The sequence below is a fragment of the Streptomyces sp. NPDC048254 genome (genome assembly GCF_043201895.1).
Taxonomy (GTDB): Bacteria; Actinomycetota; Actinomycetes; order Streptomycetales; family Streptomycetaceae; genus Streptomyces.
The window spans coordinates 60,106-77,948 of sequence record NZ_JBICZJ010000008.1; the positions used below are offsets into that span (position 1 = coordinate 60,106).

The following is a 17,843-nucleotide window of genomic DNA, read 5'->3' on the forward strand; positions in this document are numbered from 1 at the left end:
GTCAGGGGTGGGCAGTCACGTTACTCATAAGTAGCATGGGCCCTGAGCGCGCGCTCAGCGCATGCAGCAGTGCCATCCCGCACCCTGGAGGAGAGCCAATCGTGCCTCGTACCGTCAGGGATGTCGTCTTCGTCGACGGCGTCCGTACCCCGTTCGGCAAGGCGGGCCCGAAGGGCATCTACCACGAGACCCGTGCCGACGACCTCGTCGTGAAGGCGATCCGGGAGCTGCTGCGCCGCAACCCCGGGCTGGACACCAAGAAGATCGACGAGGTCGCCATCGCCGCGACCACCCAGATCGGTGACCAGGGTCTGACCATCGGCCGTACCGCGGGCATTCTCGCGGGCCTGCCGACCTCCGTGCCCGGCTACTCCATCGACCGGATGTGCGCCGGCGCGCTGACCGCCGTCACCACGGTCGCCGGTTCCGTCGCCTTCGGCGCGTACGACATCGCCATCGCCGGCGGTGTCGAGCACATGGGCCGCCACCCGATGGGCGAGGGCGTCGACCCGAACCCGCGGTTCGTCAGCGAGAAGCTGGTCGACGAGTCGGCGCTGTTCATGGGCATGACCGCCGAGAACCTGCACGACCGCTACCCGGGGATCACCAAGCTGCGTGCCGACGAATACGCGGTGCGTTCGCAGGAGAAGGCCGCCAAGGCGTACGCCAACGGCAAGATCCAGGCCGACCTGGTCCCGATCTCGGTGCGCCGGACCAGCCCCGAGGGCGGCGAGACCGGCTGGGGTCTGGTCACCGCCGACGAGCCGATGCGGCCGGGGACCACCCTGGAGAACCTGTCGGGTCTGAAGACGCCGTTCCGTGTGCACGGCCGGGTCACCGCCGGTAACGCGGCCGGTCTGAACGACGGCGCCACCGCCTCGCTGATCGCCGGCGAGGACTTCGCCCGCGAGAACAACCTGCCGGTCAAGATGCGGCTCGTGTCGTACTCCTTCGCCGGTGTCGAGCCCGAGGTCATGGGCTACGGCCCGATCCCGGCCACCGAGAAGGCGCTCGCCCAGGCCGGGCTGAGCATCTCCGACATCGGTCTGTTCGAGATCAACGAGGCCTTCGCCGTGCAGGTGCTGGCCTTCCTCGACCACTACGGCATCGCGGACGACGACGAGCGCGTCAACCAGTACGGCGGCGCCATCGCCTTCGGTCACCCGCTGGCCTCCTCCGGCGTGCGTCTGATGACGCAGCTGGCCCGCCAGTTCGAGGAGCACCCGAACGTCCGCTACGGCCTGAACACCATGTGCGTCGGCTTCGGCATGGGCGCGACGGTCATCTGGGAGAACCCGCACTTCGAGGGGGACAAGTGAGCACCACCGCCGAGCTTCTGAAGCAGGCCTCGGACCTGTTCCCCGACGAGGTCGTGACGTCGGCGCACGTACGCCACTTCGACCTGCCGTCCACAGCATCTGATAGCGGCTCCGCCACGGGCGGCCGCTTCGCGCTGATCACCCTGGACAACGGCCTGGACCACACCAAGCCGACCACCTTCGGCCCGGCCTCGCTGGCGAACCTGAACACCGCCATCGACCAGGTCGAGAAGGAGGCGGCCGACGGCGCGATCGTCGGTGTCGGTATCACCGGCAAGCCGTTCATCTTCGCCGTCGGCGCGGACCTGAAGGGCGTCGAGCTCCTCAAGGAGCACGAGCACGCGCTCGCCATCGGCAAGGGCGGCCACGAGGTCTTCAAGCGGCTGTCGGGCCTCGCGGTGCCGACCTTCGCGTACTACAACGGTGCCGCCATGGGCGGTGGCGTCGAGGTCGGTCTGCACTGCAAGTACCGGACCGTCTCCAAGGCCATCCCGGCGTTCTCGCTGCCCGAGGTGTTCCTCGGTCTGGTCCCGGGCTGGGGCGGCTGCGCGCTGCTGCCGAACCTGATCGGTGCCGACAAGGCCGTCTCGGTCATCATCGAGAACAGCCTCAACCAGAACAAGCAGCTCAAGGGCCAGCAGGTCTTCGACCTCGGGATCGCCGACGCGATCTTCGAGGGCGCCGACTTCCTGGAGCAGTCGCTGATCTGGACCGCCCAGGTACTGAAGGGCGACATCGAGGTCGAGCGCCCGGTGATCGACCGTGGTGAGGCCTGGGACCAGGCCGTCGCCAAGGGCCGCTTCATCGCGGACTCCAAGGTGCACGGCGCCGCCCCGGCCGCCTACCGCGCCCTGGACATCATCGCCGCCGCCAAGAACGGCGACCTCCAGCAGGGGTACGACGCCGAGGACCTGGCGCTCGCCGACCTGATCATGGGCGGTGAACTGCGCGCCGGCATCTACGCGTTCAACCTGGTGCAGAAGCGCGGCAAGCGGCCCGCCGGTGCGCCGGACAAGAACCTGGCGCGTCCGGTCACCAAGGTCGGTGTCGTCGGCGCCGGTCTGATGGCCTCGCAGCTCGCCCTGCTCTTCCTGCGCCGCCTGGAGGTGCCGGTCGTGCTGACCGACATCGACCAGGAGCGCGTCGACAAGGGTGTGGGCTACGTCCACGCCGAGATCGAGAAGCTGCTCGGCAAGGGCCGGATCAACCAGGACAAGGCCAACCGCCTCAAGGCCCTGGTCACCGGTGTGCTGGACAAGGCCGAGGGCTTCGCGGACGCGGACTTCATCATCGAGGCCGTGTTCGAGGAGATCGGCGTCAAGCAGCAGGTGTTCGCGGAGGTCGAGGCGGTCGCCCCGGCGCACGCGATCCTCGCCACCAACACCTCCTCGCTGTCGGTGACGGAGATGGCGTCGAAGCTCAAGAACCCCGAGCGGGTCGTGGGCTTCCACTTCTTCAACCCGGTCGCGATCCTCCCGCTCCTGGAGATCGTGCGCGGCGAGCAGACCGACGACGCGTCGCTGGCCACCGCGTTCGCCGTCGCCAAGAAGCTGAAGAAGACCGCGGTGCTGGTGAAGGACGCCCCGGCGTTCGTCGTCAACCGCATCCTCACCCGCTTCATGGGCGAGATCCAGAACGTCATCGACGAGGGCACCCCGGTCGAGGTCGCGGAGAAGGCGGTCGAGCCGCTCGGTCTGCCGATGTCCCCGCTGGTGCTCCTGGAGCTGGTCGGTCCCGCCATCGGCCTGCACGTCTCGGAGACCCTCAACCGGGCCTTCCCGGACCGCTTCACGGTCTCCCCGAACCTCGCGGCCGTCGTCAAGGCGGGCAAGCGCGGCTTCTACGTGTACGACAGCGGGAAGCCGGAGCTGGACCCCGAGGTCGCCGCGCTGCTCAAGCAGGGCGATGTGGTCCTCACCGAGGAGCAGGTCCGTGACCGCGTCCTGGACGCCGTCGCCCAGGAGATCGGGCTGATGCTCGACGAGGGTGTCGTCGCCGAGGCGCAGGACATCGACCTCTGCCTGATCACGGGCGCCGGCTGGCCCTTCCACCTGGGCGGCATCACGCCGTACCTGGACCGCGAGGGTGTCTCCGAGCGCGTGAACGGCAAGAAGTTCCTGGCGCCGGGTGTGGCGTCGGTCCCGGCGTAACGGCCGGCGGCAGAAGGGGGCCTCCGCGATCCGCGGAGGCCCCCTTTCGCATGCCGTGGAACGGGTCAGGCCGCGTCGATCCACTCGGCGAGGGTGGGCAGCGGGGCCGGGAGGGCGCCGACCGGGCGTCCGGGGGCCAGTGCGGCGGCGGAGTCGGTGCCCAGGGCGTCGATGGCGTCGAAGACGCGTTCGCAGTTGCCGCCGCCGCGGTGCACGAAGAACTCCTCGACCCGGGCCCGGTGTTCGGGCTGGACGGTGAAGTCGCGGGCGATGGCGGCGATGATCTCGTCGACGGCCTGGTCGACGGTCCGGCAGACCGGGCCGAAGCCGTCCTCGGCGAGGTTGAAGTAGCCGCGCTTGTAGTGCCGGCCGTAGAAGTCCTCCTCGTCGAAGGGGACGTAGACCAGCGGGATGCCCATGTAGGCCACGTCGAAGAACACCGACGAGTAGTCGGTGACCATCAGCGAGCACTCCTTCATCGCCTGCTGCACGTTGCGGGTGTGCGGGTCGGCGACCTGGATGGACGGCGAGGAGAACTGGAAGGTGTGCAGGTAGGGGCGGATCTCGTAGTGCGGGAAGAATTCGAGGTCCACGCCGAAGTGGTCCAGGGCCCGGCCGAGGCGGGGGTCGGAGAGCAGCGTCTTGTAGAAGCGGTAGTACTCGGACTGGGTGAAGCTGGTCCTCGCCGGTCCGGTGGACTTCTTGTAGGACGCGGTGACGATCCACTGCCGCCAGGTGGGCATCAGCAGGATGCGCGGCTTGTCGCGGCGTTCGCGCTGGAGGGCGTCGAAGCGCGGGAAGCCGACCGGCTGGGCGCGGTCGCCGTAACCGGCCTCCTGGGCCATGAAGTCGCGCTCCTGGCGGCCGGCGGTGACCAGTAGGTCGTAGCTCGCGATGCGCTGGTCGGCGCCCGAGGTCACGTCGTTGTAGGTGACGCCGTGCTGGAGGAACACCCGCTGGTATCTGACCAGTTCGCCGAAGCGGTGCAGGAAGAGCGCCTTCTTGTAGCCCTCGGGGACGAGGTAGGACTCGGAGTCGTAGGAGCCGATGAGCTTGGTCGCATGGAGCAGGTACATGCGGTGCTTGAAGGAGCCCAGCTTCAGGACGTTCCCGTACGGGGCGACCTTGGCGTGGTCGGCCGAGGCCGCGTCGATGACGTAGTACACGTTGCGGCGCTTGCGGTGGATCCGGGCCCACTTGAAGAAGTGGTACGAGTTGTCCTGCGCGGTGTCGGAGCGCTCGCCGACCAGCCAGATCTCCTTGCCGTTGAGGAAGGGATAGGTCAGCCAGTAGGCGAGGCGCATCCGCCAGCCGGGGTTGCGGGTGCGCAGGATGCGCAGTTCGCGGCCGGCCCGCCACATCGCGTGCCTGAGGCGGGCGGTGCGGCCGGGGGCGACCAGCCGCAGATGCAGGGCGTCCTGGGCGCCGATGGTCAGCATGTAGGGGTACCGGCCGACCTTGCCCGGGCCCTTGAGGCGGTGCAGGGCGAGGCGGGCCTTCATGACGACGTTGCGGTGCCGGGTGCCGTCCGGGCGGTGCACCCGCAGCCGGAAGTCGCCGACCCCGAAGCCGGTCTCGGCGAGCCGGGCGGCGGGGAGCTCCGCGTACCAGCCGGCGTACAGGTCCCGGCCGCCCCGCGCGTTGCTCAGGTCGCGGCGGTAGACCTGGGTCAGCGGGACGGTGACCTTGGTGTCGCGGACCTGGTGGACGAGTTCGAGGCGGTTGCCCATCGGGCCGCCGAGGTCCAGGCCCGGGAAGGCCATGCAGCCCTCCAGGACCAGCACGTCACCCCGGGTGCGGACGCTCTCCACCACCACGTTGGGGTCCTTGACCCGGGCCGCGCCGCTGTGCAGCCGGCCACCGGGGAAGGTGCGGTAGAAGCCGTCGTCGTCGATCTCCACGACCGGCGGGGCCGCGGCGAGGGCCGGTTCGGGGTCGGCGAACAGCTCGAAGTTGCCGGTGCGGGCCGCGTAGTGGTCGAGCTGCTGGGCGGGGCTGGTGACGAACTCGGTGATGACGTCGTCGGGGATCTGCGCGTAGTGCCGGTGGAGGTCCGGGAACATCTCGGCGAGCTGCGAACGGCCCATCACGTTCCGGGCGTTGCACAGGAAGCCCTTGTAGGTGCGGGTGGCGTAGCGCTGGAACATCCGGCGGATCTCCGGGCCTTCCTCGGCGCTGTAGTGCAGCAGGAAGTGGTTGAGCCGCAGGTGGTCGCGGTAGTTGGCGGGCTTGCTCCACAGCGAGTCCATGATGGACGAGCCGTCGGGGCGGCCCCGGTACCAGTAGACGGGCCGGTCCACGATGCTCAGCGAGCCGGCGCGGAGCATGGCGGGCAGGGTCAGCCAGGCGTCCTCGAAGTGCACGCCCTCGCCGAAGCGCAGGCCGAGCCGGCGCAGCAGGGCGGTACCGAAGAGCTTGTTGCAGGCCGAGCCGCTGAAGATCATGTCGGGGATCTCGGCGAAGTCGGTGACCAGCCGGTCGCCCTGCCCGAAGTAGTCCTTCCAGGGGCCGTAGGGCCGGTCGGGGAAGTTGACGAGGTCGCCCATGACGACCTCGGAGCCGTCGCGGTGGGCGGCTTCGAGCAGCGCGGCGAGGGCGTCCTCGCCGAGGATGTCGTCGGAGTCGAGGAAGGTGACGTACGGCGCGACGACCCGGTCCAGGCCGGTGTTGCGGGCGTTGCCAAGGCCGCCGTTGGGCTGGTGGACGACGGTGACGTTGGCGTAGTGGGCGGCGAACCGCTCCAGCATCCGGGGCGTCTCGTCGGTGGCGCCGTCGTCGACCAGGATCACCTGGGTCTCGGCGAAGCCGCGCTGGGCGGCGAGGGAGCCGAGGCAGTCGTCGAGGTACTTGGCCACGTTGTAGCAGGGGACGACGACGGCGAGCTGGAAGGGGCCGGTGAGCTGCCCGATCGGCGGGTGGACGCGGTCGCGCCACCACATCCAGGGGGCGTTCGGGTCGTTCTGCTCGGTCTCGAAGGTGTGCCGGCCCGCGGTGGCGGAGCGCAGGGCGAGGTTGCCGCTGACGGTGCGGTAGCCCTCGTACTCCTCGCCGTCCCGGTCGAAGGAGAGGCCGTCCAGGGTGATGTCGCGGACGTTGAGCGCGGAGCGGGAGCGGCTGCGCTTCCACTCGACGATCACCGAGACGTTCCACACCGTGCTGTCGGCGAGGTCGTCGCCGAGCAGCTTCACCAGGTCGGCGCTGCCCTCGAAGGTCAGCAGGCGCTCGCCGACCGCGACCTTGCCGACCGGGACGACCACGTCCTTCTTGGTGTGCCGGTTGCGGACCGCCAGGGAGAGGGAGACCGGGTCGCCGGGGGCGATCCGGCCGAAGCGGTTGACCAGTTCACCGGTGTACGACAGCTCGGTGCGCGCCACCCGCCAGCCGGTGAGCTGGGCGAACAGCGGGAGCTGGGTGACCGGGGCGGCGGCCAGGCCCAGTTCGGTGACGTCCAGCATGCGGCGGGCGTCGGGCAGGTGCAGATGGTCGGCGGACCAGTAGACCCGGCCGTCCTCCTCGACGAGGTGGGAGGAGAAGACGCTCTTGCGCTGGGTGTAGTCCAGCGTGGTGAGGGCGGCCTCGATCTCCTCGTACATCAGGAAGTAGGCGCGCACCCGGTCGACCGGGCCGCACAGCCCGAAGGCCTCCTCGCTGAGCGAGAACAGGTAGGAGCTGACGATGTCGGCGAAGCGCTGCTGGAACCCGGCGTCGCCCTCGGCGAGGGCGCGCATGTACAGGCGCAGGTCGTGGGTGAGGAACTTGGCGTCCTTGCGCACCTTCAGCTGCCACAGCCCGCGCTCCAGCAGGAACCGGTCGGTGGCCCGGTGCACCGCGATCCGGTCGGTGATGCTGCGCAGTTCGCCGGTGCGGCCGGTGATGGAGGTGCCGTCCGGCTCCCACATCCAGCGGTAGACGGGCTCGGTGATCACCGTGATGCCCCGGGCGAGGCAGCCGGCGACGGTGGAGAAGTAGGTGTCCTCGTAGAACACGCCCTCGGGGAACCAGACGCCGCAGGAGCGCAGGAACTCCACGCTGTAGAGCTTGGCGGCGGCGATCGGGTCGGAGAGCAGGAGCGGGAACTCCTCCAGACCGGAGACGGTACGGCCCATCGCGTAGACCTCGGGCGCCCAGGGCTCGGTGTCGCCGGTGGCCCGGTTGACCCGGACGGCCTGGCCGGCGGTGATGTCACTGCCGGTCTCCAGGGCGCTCGCGACCAGCCGTTCGCAGGCGCGGGGCGGGAGTTCGTCGTCCGCGTCCAGGAACGTCACCCAGCGGCCCTCGGCCTGGGCGATGCCCCAGTTGCGCGGGGCGCCGACGCCGCCGCTGTTCTCCTTGCGGCGCAGCACCCGGACCCGGGGGTCGGTGCCCGCGAAGCTCGCGACGACCTCGATGGTGCCGTCGGTGGAGGCGTCGTCGACGACGATCACCTCGACCGGCTCGTAGGTCTGGTTCAGGGCCGACTGGAGCGCCTTGCCGATCGTGGTGGCCGCGTTGTGGGCGGGGATGACGACGGTGACCCGGAAGTTGCCGCCGTCGTACTCGGCATGGGTGGTCTCTGCTCCGGGTCTCATCGGTACTCCTCCCGGCCCGCCGGGATCCTGCGGGCCGCACCCCTTCCGATCTGGGTGAGGGGCATGGTGTCGCCGTGCGGTGCGGGGATGTGCGGGAGCCCGTCGAGCACGGTGTTGGGCTTCGGGTACGGCTGGAAGAAGGGGTCGTCCTCCGGCGCCGGGGCCCGGTAACGCTCGTCGGCGAGCAGGGCGTCGGCCGCGGCGCGGCGGTGGCGGCCCCGGTGCAGCTGCGGGGCGATGGTGCCGGTGGCGCCGGAGGCGGGGCTGAGCTCCTCCATGACCTTGGTGAAGTCACGGGTGGAGAGCCAGAACTTGTACATGATGACGAGTTCGAAGAGCAGCAGCAGGGCGGCCGAGACGGCGGTGGTCCACAGGATCTGGCCGATCAGCGGGCCGATGATGAAGACGAACATCTGGAACTCGATGCCGCTGATGAGGTGCGGGCGGATCCGGGTGCGCAGCATGGCCCGGCGGATCCGGGTGTACCAGGGGAACTGGCCGCGGAACTGCTCGTGCAGGTCGACGACGTTGCCGGTGCCGGCCTCGGCGCGGAGGGTCTCGGCGGGGGTGTGGGGGTTGTCGCGGAGCAGGTCCTCCATGAAGACGACCGGTGGGCCGCCGGGGGTCTCCCGCTCATTGGCGGAACGTTTCTGCACAGCCTCGGCCTCAGCGACGGCCTCAGCTTCGGCAACGGCCTCGGCCTCGGCGCGGGTCCTGGTGACCTTCTCGATCCTGGTCCGCATCGACATGCGCATCTTGTAGATCTGGAGCGCGTCGACGTAGCGGAGCATGTCGAGGAAGACCACGACGAGGGCGGCCACCAGGTAGCGCTCGTCGTCGTGCGGCAGGAACTGGCCGCCCATCAGGGCGAGAGCGCAGAACAGCACCCGGATGCGGTCGAAGACGTAGTCGAGCCAGCCGCCGAAGACGGTGCCGTTGCCCTTGAGGCGGGCCAGCTTGCCGTCGATGCAGTCGAGGATGAAGCTCAGGTGGTAGAGCAGCGCCCCGATGATCAGGGACTGCCGGTCGCCCTCCAGGAAGAAGCCGCCCGCGGCCAGGCCGATGAACAGCGCCGCCCAGGTGACCCGGTTCGGGGTGATGAACCGGAAGCGGGCGACGACGAGCAGCAGTCGGGTGGCGACGGGGTCGACGAGGAAGACCGTCCACCAGGCGTCTCGTTTCTTGCAGGTCAGTTTTTGGACAGCCCGCAGCGAAAGCCTGGCCATAACCCCCCAGTCACCCCTTAAACAGGACACATCGGCCTGCTGATTTCACAGGCCAATCACATAAGCGACCCGAACTTTAACAATCCTTCACTTACGTGTCGACGCGCATTGACCTGCCATTGACCGCGACGTTGATCACAGGCAACCCGTACAACTATTTGCGATCTTCACATCGGGGAACCGTGGGCCGCTCTTGGGACAGACTTGGCCCAGAGCTTGCGAACGGTTCGGGCAGGGGTCGGAAAAGGTGGGAATCCAGCCATCCGGTTGGCAGTTCGACAGGCCGGGCTCAGTCCCCCACCGGGCGCCAGCCGTCCAGTACCAGCCCGTCCCGGCTCTCGTCCCGGCGGGCCACCAGCAGCCGCCCGCCGGGCATCCGGGTCGCCACGGCGAGCTGTCCGGCACGGCTGACGGCCGCGGCCGGAGCGCCGTACGAGGGTGCGCCGGCGTCCTGCCACCACACCCCCGTGTCCGGCCGGCCCGCGGGATGCGCGCCGAGCGAGCAGGTCCCGTCGGCACCCCGGCCGACCAGCACGGAGTAGCCCCAGCCCGCGAGTTCGGCGCCCCGGGCCGCGGACGGCGCGCCGGAGCCGCTCCCCGGGTCGTCGAGCGGGTAGGGGCCGGGGGCGCCCGGCCGCCAGAAGCAGGTGCGGCCGGTGGCGGCGTCGCGGAAGAGGACCGCGCCCGGCTCGGCCGCCGGGGCCAGGCTGCCCGGCCGTGCGGCGAACGGCAGGGTGCGGTCCTCGCTCCAGGTGCCGTCCGCCGCCGGGCACCAGCGGAGCACGGCCGAGGTGTCCCGGGCCCGGGCGAACAGCTCGACCCCGCCGTGCTCGGCGGTCACCGCGACCAGGTCGTCGGCGACGCGCAGCCCGCTCAGGTGCCGCCACGGCGTCCACTCGCCGTCGGCCGACCGGCGACGGTGACTGACGCTGTGCCCGAAGTTGCGCACGAAGACCAGGAGGTCCCCGGCGGCGTCGAACGCGGCCGCGGGAAAGCCGACTTCGCGTCCCTTGCGCCAGGCGGCGGCGTTCGGCCCGCCGAGCGAGTGCCAGGGGGTGAGCGGTCGCCCGGTGCGGTACTGGGCGGCGTGCACCACCTCGACGTCCACCCCGCCGTCGCCGCGCGCGGTCCTGCGCAGCCCGAGCAGATGGGGCAGCCCGTGCGGATCGCGGACCACCAGCAGACCGGGCAGCAGCTCCGGTCCCTCCAGCAGCTCCGGGCCGCGCCACCGGCCGCCGGGCAGCTCCTCGTACCAGCGCACCACGCCGGCGGCCGTCGGCCAGAAGGCGGTGAGCCGGCCGTCGAAGCCGGCCGAGAGCCAGTTCACCGGCGCCGGGTGGCGCGGGGCGCCGTCACCGCCCGGGCCCTGCTCGGCGCGCAGGCAGTCGACGTACAACGGCCGTCCCGTCCCGGCCTGGTGGGCCCGGGCCGCGGCGAGCGCGACGGCCGCGGTCTCGGCGTGCGCGTCCGGCACCCCGTGGGAGGGCATCCCGCTCGCCTCGTCCAGGCCGGTGTGCACGGGGTCGGGGTCGAGGGTGTGCAGCCGTTCCGGATCGAGTGCGCGCAGTTCCTCCCGCAGGGCCGGCAGCGCCTGCCGGGGGTCGGTGTCCAGCACCCGGGGGCCGCCGCGCACCCGGCAGCCCCGGCTCTCGGCGGCGGCGAGCGCCCGGTCCAGGGCCGCCCGGCCGTCCTTGCCGCCGGCCCGCAGGCAGACCACGGCGATCTCGCTGCCGGGCGCCTCCCGTTCGACCACGGCCACCGCGTCCCGGGGTTCCGGTACGACGACGGCGACCAGGTGCCCGCGGCCGTCCGGGGTATGGCCCGCGGGTCCGGGCCCGGTCCGGCCGGACCTGCGCGTCATGCCTTCACGTCCTTCTCGTGTCCGTCGCCGCGCGCGCTCACAGCAGGCTCCAGTCGCCCAGGCTCAGCCCCGGGCCGTCGTCCTGGCGGGCCAGCGCGAGCCCGCCGTCCTCGGTCAGCGCCAGCAGCACGACCCGTCCGAGGCCGTCGCGGGCCAGTACGGGATCGCCCTGGCAGACGGTGCCGGTGTCGGTCCACCAGACGCCGTGGTGCTCCTCCTCGGCACCGCACGCGCCCAGCACGAGCCGGCCCTCGGTGTCGCGGTGGGCCAGCACCGTGCAGGGGTGGCCGTCGAGGGTGGTGGCGAGCGCGGCGTGCCGTCCGTCGCCCGGGTTCCCGCCGAGCGGCACCGGCCAGGAGCCGGGGCGTACGGCGACGGCACCGCCGCCCACCGCGTCGGTGAGGTAGTAGGTGATCCGGCCCGGCGAGGTCTCCAGACCGCAGGCCGACCCGGGCAGCGGTACGACGGCGAGGTCGGCGCCCCGCTCCGGTACGGCGCCCGGCCCGGGCTGACACCAGGTCAGGGCACCGGTGCGGGTCGGGGCGAGGACATGCACCTGCCCGGTGGCGGTGGCCACCGCGGCCGGGGTGTCGAGGACGGCCGCGACCCTGAGGTCCAGCCAGGGCTCCCAGCGGCCCCGGGCGTCCTCGCGCCGCAGGGCCAGCCGCCCCTCCGCCGTGGCCACGAGGATGTGCAGGGCGCCCGAGGTGTCGACGACGGCGGCGGGGGTGCCCATCTGGGCGGTGCGTTCCCGCTTGGCGTGCGGGTTGCCGGCGGACCGCCACTCGCTCAGCGGGCGGCCCGCCTGGTACTGGATCGCGTAGACCAGGTCCACGGCCGGCGGCGCGTCCCCGGTGGAGCGGGCCCGGCGGCCGACGAGGTGGGCGTAGCGGTTGCGGCCCTGGGCGACGGTGAGTTCGGTCACGCTCTTGACCGGCAGCACGTCCGGGCCCAGCCAGTCGGGGCCGCCCGGGCGGGACTCCGTCCAGCGCAGCACGGCGCCGTCGACCTGCGCGTAGGCGATGAGCCTGCCGTCGTGCCCGGTGAGCAGCCAGGGTCCCGACCGCACCGTGCGGGCCGCCGGGGTTCCGCCGGCCGCCCGCACCCCGGCGACCCGGTCGCGCACGGAACCGGCCATCAGCGGCGGGCCTCCGGATGGCGCCGGCACCAGCCGGCCCAGGCCGAGGCGACCATGGTGCGGGCGTCGTGGCGGGCCGTCCAGCCCAGTTCGGCGCGGATGCGGTCGGCCGAGGCGACGACCCGCGCCGGGTCCCCGGCGCGGCGCGGCGCGTGGACCGGGTCGGCCGCCGGGCCGTAGCCGGTGACCTCGCCGATCAGCGTGATCATCTCGCGTACGGAAACCCCCTCCCCGCGCCCGATGTTGACCGTCAGGTCGCTGCCGGGCTCCCGGCCGGGCAGCGCGCGGGCGGCGGCGAGATGGGCGGCGGCGATGTCCTCGACGTGGATGAAGTCCCGTACGCAGGTGCCGTCCGGGGTGTCGTAGTCGTCGCCGAAGATCACGGGGGCGCTGCCTGCGGTGAGCTTCTCGAAGACCATCGGGACGAGGTTGGAGACGCCCGTGTCCGCGAGGTGCGCGTCGGCCGCCCCGGCGACGTTGAAGTACCGCAGGCAGGCGGTGGTCATCCCGTGCGCCCGGCCCGCGGCGCGCACCAGCCACTCCCCCGCCAGCTTGGTCTCGCCGTACGGGTTGAGCGGGGCGCAGGGGGTGTTCTCGGTCACCAGGTCCACGTCGGGCATGCCGTACACGGCGGCGGAGGACGAGAACAGGAAGTGCCGTACGCCGGTCCCGGCGGCGGCCTCCAGCAGGGTCTCCAGGCCGTGCACGTTCTCGCGGTAGTAGTGCAGCGGCCGTTCGACCGACTCCCCGACCTGCTTCTTGGCCGCGAGGTGGACCACGCCGTCGATCCCGAGGTCGGACAGGGTGCGCCGCAGGAGGGTGCCGTCGAGCACCGAGCCCTTGACGAAGGTCGTACCGTCGGGGACGCGGGCGGGGTCGCCCGTCGAGAGGTCGTCGTACACCGCGACGCGCTCACCGGCGGTGAGCATCGCGCGGACGACATGGGCGCCGATGAAGCCGGCACCGCCTGTTATCAGCCACGTCATGGCGCGCATACTAATTCTTTGGCTGCTGTTTACAAATACATCACGGGTTGTGCATGATCGTGCGGTCGTCCGCCCCTTGTGCGGTTTCGACCGGGCAGCACCACCGGACCGGCCTCCCCCCACCCGAGTCCTCACGCCACAGCACCGCCCCGCCGGGGCACGAACTTTGAGGATTCGAAGCAGGATGAGTCATGTCCCGACGCCCCAGCTCAGCGACTCCGACGCGGCCCCCGGGCGCGGCGGCGGGCGAGGCCGCAAGCGCGAGCGCACCGGCGGGCGCCGCAGGGGCCGCTGGATCCTGGCCTCACTGGCCGTCCTGGTCGCCGCCGGAGGGGGCACCGCCTACTGGCTCTACAGCGGCATCGACGGCAACATCAAGGGCGTCGACATCGACAGGGCGATCGGCGACGACCGCCCGGAGAAACTGCCCACTTCGGGACAGAACATACTGATCCTCGGCTCGGACTCACGGGCCGGCGCCAACGCGAAGCTGAACACCGGAACGGTCTCCGGGGCCCGTTCGGACACCGCGCTGGTGATGCACATACCCGAGGGCCGCAAGCAGGCCGTCGCGGTCAGCATCCCCCGCGACACCCTGGTGACCCGCCCGAAGTGCACCAGTCCGCACGGTTCCACGGTCGCCTCCGCACAGCGTGTGATGTTCAACTCCATCTACTCCCAGGTCGGTCCCGCCTGCGTGGTCAAGACGGTGGAGCAGATGTCCGGGGTCCGCATGGACCACTACGTCGAGGTCGACTTCGCCGGCTTCAAGGACCTGGTGGACGCGATAGGCGGGGTGACCGTCACCGTCGACCAGGACATCCACGACTCCTCCAGCGGCCTCGACCTCACCGAGGGCACCCACCGGCTGGACGGCACCGAGTCCCTGCAGTTCGTCCGCACCCGGCACGGCATCGGCGACGGCAGCGACCTCGGCCGCATCGGCCTCCAGCAGCAGTTCATGATCGCCCTGCTCGCGGAGATCCAGAAGCAGGACCTGCTGGGCAGCCCGGTCAAGGCGTACAAGATCGCCGACAAGCTGACCGCCGCGCTCACCACCGACTCCGAACTCGCCTCGCTCACCAAGCTCGCGGAGTTCGGCCGCAGCCTGAACGGCGTCAACCCCTCCACCATGGAGACGATCATGCTCCCGGTGGCGTACGACAAGGTCGACCCGAACCGCGTGGTGGCCGCCGAGCCGCAGGCCTCGACCCTCTGGAAGGCGATCCGCGCCGACGCCACGGTCCCCGAGTCGACCAAGAAGTCCCCGGCCACCGGCGGCAGTTGACGGTTCGTCAGGCCTCGCGCCAGGCCTCGAGCGCGAGCCCCGGTTCGTCCTTGCGGCGGGTGAGCAGGAGCTGCCCGGTGGACGGGGACAGGGCCGCCGCGGTGACCCGGTCGTCCTCGTCCGTGGTCAGGGCGACCGTCGCGTCGGCCGGGAGCTGCGGCCCCGACTCGGTCCACCAGGCACCGGCCCGCTCGTCCTCCGTGGGGTACGCGGCGAAGGCCACCCGGCCGCTCGCCGAGCGCTGGGCGAGCAGGGTGCAGTCGTACCCGTCGAGTTCGCAGCGGACCGCGGCGACCGGGCCGGGCCCGGCGGAGGTCAGCAGGGTGTACGGTTTGCCGCCGGGACGCCAGGCGCACAGGTCGCCGGCCTCGTCGCTGTAGTAGAGGGTCGTGCTCCCGGGGGAGGTCGCGAGGGCGGTGAGGGTGCCCGGACGGACCGGGGTCTCCAGTGCCTCCAGCAGCACGGGCGGCTTCCCCGCCTCCTCCTGCCGCCAGTACACGATCCCGCCCGGTACCGCCGCGTACACCTCCACCCGCCCCGACTCACCGGTCACCGCCGCCAGCCCGTCCTCGACCAGCCGGCCCTTCAGATCGCGCCAGGGCTCCCAGCCGCCCTTCTCCTTCTGGGCGACCATGCTCACCCCGCGCCCCCGGTTGCGGACGAAGACATGGGCACGGCCCTGCGCGTCCACGGCGACGGCCGGGGCGCCGGTGACGTCGCCCTTCTTGCTCGGGTGGCCGATCGGCTGCCAGTCCAGGGCGGCCAGGCGCGGACGGTAGTGGGTGGAGTGGACCAGCCCCGACTCGCCCTTCACCGTGGGCCGCCAGGCGACCAGGTGGGCGTATCCGTTGACGCCCTGACCCACCGAGAAACCGGGGTGCAGCCGCTGGTCGCCGCCCATCGTCCGGGGGGTGCCCCAGGGACCGCCGGGGCCGCGTTCCGCCCGGCACAGCACGGCGTCGCCCGACGGCAGATAGACACTGAGCCGGCCGTCACGGCCGCGGAGGAGCCAGTCGCCGTTCACCGCTTCACTCTAAGCGGGGCCCTTCGGGGCAGTGGCCCGGGCCCCCGGCGTGCGAGGCTGGGGGCATGGAAGACGAAGCTCCCCTGCTGGTGATCGTCGACGGCGCGAACGTCGTCGGGTCGCGGCCGGACGGCTGGTGGCGGGACCGCAAGGGGGCCGCCGAGCGGCTGCGCGACCGGCTGGCCGAGCGGGGCCTGCCCGGCCACCCGACCCCGGTGGAACTGGTGCTCGTCGTCGAGGGCGCGGCCCGCGGGGTGGAGTCGGTGCCCGGGGTACGGGTGGAGCCGGCGTCCGGCAGCGGCGACGACCGGATCGTCGAACTGACCGCCGAGGACCCCGGCCGCCCCCGCCTCGTCATCACCGCCGACCGCGAACTCCGGCGCAGAGTAACGGAGTTGGGCGCCGAGGTAATCGGCCCGAGCGCACTGCTCCACTGAACCGACACCGCGCCGAGACCACGTCCGCCGCACCGTGGAACCGGTCACCCACACCCGCCACTCCGTCAAGTCGGACTCGGCCACACCCACCGCACCGCGGAACCGGGCCCGCTTGCGCCTGCCACTCCGCCAAGCCGGGCCCAGCCACACCCACCGCACCGCGGAACCGGACTCGCCCACACCTGCCACTCCGTCAAGTCGGCCCCGTCCACAGCCACCGCACCGCGGAACCGGACCCGCCGCACCGCGGAACCGGACTCGCCCACACCTGCCACTCCGTCGAGCCGAGCCGGGTCCAGCCACACCCCCCGCACCGCAGAACCGGCCCCCGCGCCTTTCGTTCCCCGGTCCTACTCCGCCGGCATCCGTGCGTACAGCACCGCCCCGTCCACCTCGTCCACCTGTTCGTAGCCGGCCGCGAGCAGGCGGCGCAGGGTGGGGACTCGGTCGGGGCCGTACGGCTTGCCCCGGGAGTCGTCGATCACCAGGGCCGGTGCCCGGTCGGCCAGCTCGGCGCGGAAGACCGGCCAGGTGCCCTGGACCGCGTACTTCTCGCCGACCTGCGGACCGTCGCGGCCGCCGCTGAAGTTGGTGAGGAGGCCGGCGGTGAGATAGCGGGTGGCGGGGGTGCGGTCGGCGAGCCAGTACGTCTCCGGGTGTATCCCCCAGACCAGCACCCGGTCGCCGGGGTCGGTGCGGTGGGCGAGAGCCAGCGCGAGCCGCTGGGCGTGCGCGAGTTCGGGCCGCGGGGCCAGGAGTCCCCAGGTCAGGAACAGGACGCAGACACAGGCCGAGGTACGGATCGCGGCCGAGGCGCGCTCCCTGGGCAGGATCTGCAGCGCGGCCGTGGCCAGCAGGGCGAGCGGCGGGGTGAGTTGCAGGAAGTAGTGGCCGAAGAAGTGGAAGCCGAGGGTGACGGCGGCCGCCGACGAGGCCAGCCACAGCCACAGGTCGGCGGCGCCGGTCCGGGCGATGCGCAGGGCGCGGGCGACCGGCGGCAGCAGCCCGGCGCAGGCCGCGGCGAGAATCGCGGTGTTGGTCAACGCCCGTGCGAGGACGTGGAGTTCGGAGCCGGTGAAGGAGGCGTAGGCGCCGGAGCCGGTGACCGTCCAGAAGGCGAAGCCGGCGGGGTCGGTGAGCAGGGCCACGCCCAGTACGGGCAGGGCGACGCCGGCCGCCAGCCGGAGCAGACCGGCGCGCGGGCCGCCGTACCGGTTGAGGAGATAGACCACCGGCAGCAGGACCGCGCCGCCGGTCTGCTTGGTGAGTAAGGCGCAGGCGACGGCGGCTCCGGCGGCGCCCCAGCGGCGGCGGTCGGCGCACCACATCGCGGCGGCCGTGGCGGGCAGCATGAACACCTCGAAGGTGGCCGCCTGCGCGTCCTCGGGGTTGAGCCCCACGGAGACCAGCAGATACAGCGCCCCGGCGGTACGGCCCGCACGGTCGCCCCACCGCCGTCGGGCGATCGACGCGAGCAGTACGGCGGTGGCCAGCTGCGCGAGCACGGCGAGCACCCGGACCGGGGTGAGCGACCCGGATCCGAAGACCGCGAACGCCCCTTCGTACAGCCAGGGCAGCAGCGGCGGCTTGCGGTCCACGACCGTCTCGTACAGCTGGCCGCCGCGCGCCAGTATGCGCGCCTGTACGGCGAGAAAGCCCTCGTCCGGGTTCCACAGCGGCCGGCGGAAGGACGGCATCCGGGTGACGCAGGCCAGCACGGCGAGCAGCGGCAGCAGCCGCGGCCAGTACCCCTTTCGTACGACCACGGACCGTGACGGGACAAGAGGGGCGACAAGCATGGGGAGCACGCTATCCGGCCCCGCAGTCCCACCTGGACGGGACATAC

At 71.8% G+C, this 17,843-nt stretch carries 11 protein-coding genes; 4 read left to right on the plus strand and 7 right to left on the minus strand.

The annotated features are described in order from the left end of the window. Positions 1 to 101: 101 nt before the first annotated feature. Both ACGFZQ_RS23055 and ACGFZQ_RS23060 read left to right on the plus strand, forming a co-directional pair. Positions 102 to 1,319: a thiolase family protein gene (locus tag ACGFZQ_RS23055; protein WP_393841868.1), complete on the plus strand. Its 1,218-nt coding sequence runs from the start codon at positions 102 to 104 to the stop codon at positions 1,317 to 1,319. Then, positions 1,316 to 3,469, plus strand: a complete 2,154-nt coding sequence (locus ACGFZQ_RS23060; protein ID WP_393841869.1) for a 3-hydroxyacyl-CoA dehydrogenase NAD-binding domain-containing protein — start codon at positions 1,316 to 1,318, stop codon at positions 3,467 to 3,469. Before ACGFZQ_RS23055 ends, ACGFZQ_RS23060 begins: the two co-directional genes overlap by 4 nt. A gap of 65 nt (positions 3,470 to 3,534) precedes the next feature. Here ACGFZQ_RS23060 and ACGFZQ_RS23065 read toward each other — a convergent pair whose 3' ends face one another. The 5 genes from ACGFZQ_RS23065 to galE form a co-directional block, all read right to left on the minus strand. Further along, positions 3,535 to 8,037 carry a glycosyltransferase gene (locus ACGFZQ_RS23065; protein ID WP_393841870.1) on the minus strand — a complete coding sequence of 1,501 codons (4,503 nt, stop codon included), beginning with the start codon at positions 8,035 to 8,037 and terminating at the stop codon, positions 3,535 to 3,537. Continuing rightward, positions 8,034 to 9,263, minus strand: coding sequence for a CDP-alcohol phosphatidyltransferase family protein (locus tag ACGFZQ_RS23070; RefSeq protein WP_393841871.1), 1,230 nt, complete (start codon positions 9,261 to 9,263; stop codon positions 8,034 to 8,036). The genes ACGFZQ_RS23065 and ACGFZQ_RS23070 overlap by 4 nt, the downstream gene beginning before the upstream one ends. A 289-nt stretch (positions 9,264 to 9,552) precedes the next feature. Then, the gene (locus ACGFZQ_RS23075; RefSeq protein WP_393841872.1) at positions 9,553 to 11,124 is read right to left on the minus strand and encodes a hypothetical protein; all 1,572 of its coding nucleotides are present in this window, start codon (positions 11,122 to 11,124) and stop codon (positions 9,553 to 9,555) included. A gap of 37 nt (positions 11,125 to 11,161) precedes the next feature. Continuing rightward, positions 11,162 to 12,262 (minus strand): hypothetical protein, encoded by a 1,101-nt coding sequence (locus tag ACGFZQ_RS23080; protein WP_393841873.1) that lies wholly within the window; start codon positions 12,260 to 12,262, stop codon positions 11,162 to 11,164. After that, positions 12,262 to 13,248 (minus strand): UDP-glucose 4-epimerase GalE, encoded by a 987-nt coding sequence (galE, locus tag ACGFZQ_RS23085; RefSeq protein WP_382538247.1) that lies wholly within the window; start codon positions 13,246 to 13,248, stop codon positions 12,262 to 12,264. The genes ACGFZQ_RS23080 and galE overlap by 1 nt, the downstream gene beginning before the upstream one ends. 184 nt (positions 13,249 to 13,432) lie before the next feature. Between galE and ACGFZQ_RS23090 the strand changes: the two genes are divergently transcribed. After that, on the plus strand, positions 13,433 to 14,536 hold the full coding sequence (locus ACGFZQ_RS23090; protein ID WP_393841874.1) for an LCP family protein: 1,104 nt from the start codon (positions 13,433 to 13,435) through the stop codon (positions 14,534 to 14,536). Positions 14,537 to 14,543: 7 nt separating this feature from the next. Here ACGFZQ_RS23090 and ACGFZQ_RS23095 read toward each other — a convergent pair whose 3' ends face one another. After that, a complete protein-coding gene (locus ACGFZQ_RS23095; RefSeq protein ID WP_393841875.1) occupies positions 14,544 to 15,560 on the minus strand; it encodes a hypothetical protein in 1,017 nt (338 codons plus the stop codon). Between the two features lie 65 nt (positions 15,561 to 15,625). Here ACGFZQ_RS23095 and ACGFZQ_RS23100 point away from each other — a divergent pair, with 65 nt between their 5' ends. Beyond that, entirely contained in the window at positions 15,626 to 15,997 is a 372-nt protein-coding gene (locus ACGFZQ_RS23100) for an NTP pyrophosphohydrolase (protein WP_351728978.1), read from the plus strand. Between the two features lie 350 nt (positions 15,998 to 16,347). On the opposite strand, the gene ACGFZQ_RS23105 is transcribed toward ACGFZQ_RS23100, so the two are convergent. Then, positions 16,348 to 17,796 (minus strand): ArnT family glycosyltransferase, encoded by a 1,449-nt coding sequence (locus ACGFZQ_RS23105; protein WP_393841876.1) that lies wholly within the window; start codon positions 17,794 to 17,796, stop codon positions 16,348 to 16,350. Between the last annotated feature and the right edge of the window lie 47 nt (positions 17,797 to 17,843).